General features: G+C 70.2%; 1 protein-coding gene. It reads right to left on the minus strand.

Annotated elements, in window-relative coordinates; genetic code table 11:
- On the minus strand, positions 1-1,436 hold a 1,436-nt coding region (gene pyk, locus CR157_RS21990), incomplete at both ends, for a pyruvate kinase (RefSeq protein ID WP_373681032.1).

Consider the following 1,436-nt stretch of genomic DNA (forward strand, 5'->3'; position numbering starts at 1 on the left):
ACCTCGAGGATCTTCAGGGTGTTGGTACCGCCATGGGCGTTCATGTGGTCGCCTCGGGTCAGGATGACATGATCGCCGGGTTCGGCAATGCCTTTTTCCACCAGCAGCGCCAGCGCCCGGTCGTTGACCTCGGTGGGCGCCATCTCGCTGGTGTCGAAGGGCAGCGAGACCACGCCGCGATAGAGCGCCATGCGCCGCTGGGCGATGGGGCTGTGGCCGAGGCCGACGATCGGCAGGCCGGAGCGGATGCGCGAGGCGATCAGCGGCGTGTAGCCGGAGGCGGTCATGCAGGCGATGGCGGCCACCCCCGAGAGGTGGTTGGCGGCGTACATGGCCGACAGCGCGATGGTCTCGTCGATCTGGGTGAAGCCTTCGTGGATGCGGTGGCCGGACTCCTGGGCGATCCGCTCGCGCTCGGCCCCCAGGCAGACCCGGTCCATGGCCTCGATGGTCTCCACCGGGAAGGCGCCGGCGGCGGTCTCGGCGGAGAGCATCACCGCGTCGGTACCGTCGAGCACGGCGTTGGCCACGTCGAACACCTCGGCCCGGGTCGGCAGCGGCGACTCGATCATCGACTCCATCATCTGGGTGGCGGTGATCACCGCCCGGTTGTGGCTGCGGGCGTGCTTGATGATGCGCTTCTGGGTGCCGATCAGCTGGGCGTCGCCGATCTCCACGCCCAGGTCGCCGCGGGCCACCATCACCGCCTCGCTGGCCTCGATGATGCCGTCCAGCGTTTCGTCGTCGGCCACCGCCTCGGCGCGCTCGAGCTTGGCCACCAGGCCGATCTCTTTACCCGCCTCGCCCAATAACTCCCGAGCCTCGCGCATATCGGCGGCGCTGCGCGGAAACGACACGGCCAGGTAATCGACGCCGATCTCCATGGCGGTCTTCAGGTCGGCGCGGTCCTTGTCGGTGAGCGCCGGGGCCGAGAGGCCGCCGCCCTGCTTGTTGATGCCCTTGTTGTTGGAGAGCCGGCCGCCGACCACCACCGAGGTGTGGATCAGGTGGTCGGCGACCCGGTTGACGTCGAGCACCAGGCGGCCGTCGTCGAGCAGCAGGCGGTCGCCGGGGACGACGTCGTCGGCCAGGGTCTTGTAGTCGCAGCCGACCCGGGTGGCGTCGCCGGCATTGCCGTCGAGCGCCATGTCGAGGATGAAGGGCTGGCCCTCCTCGAGGTCCACGGCGCCGTCGCGGAAGCGGGCGATGCGGATCTTGGGCCCCTGCAGGTCGCCCAGCGCCGCGACGCTGCGGCCGAGTCGATCGGCGATCTCGCGCACCCGGGTCAGGCGCCGGCGGTGGTCGTCGGGCGCGCCGTGGGAGAAATTGAGGCGTACCACATCGACGCCGGCGGCGATCATCGCCTCCAGCACGCCGTCGCGGTCGCTGGCCGGGCCCAGGGTGGCGACGATCTTGGTGCGGCGGATGGGATCGTG

Source organism: Halomonas sp. LBP4 (assembly GCF_003202205.1).
Lineage (GTDB): Bacteria > Pseudomonadota > Gammaproteobacteria > Pseudomonadales > Halomonadaceae > Halomonas > Halomonas flagellata.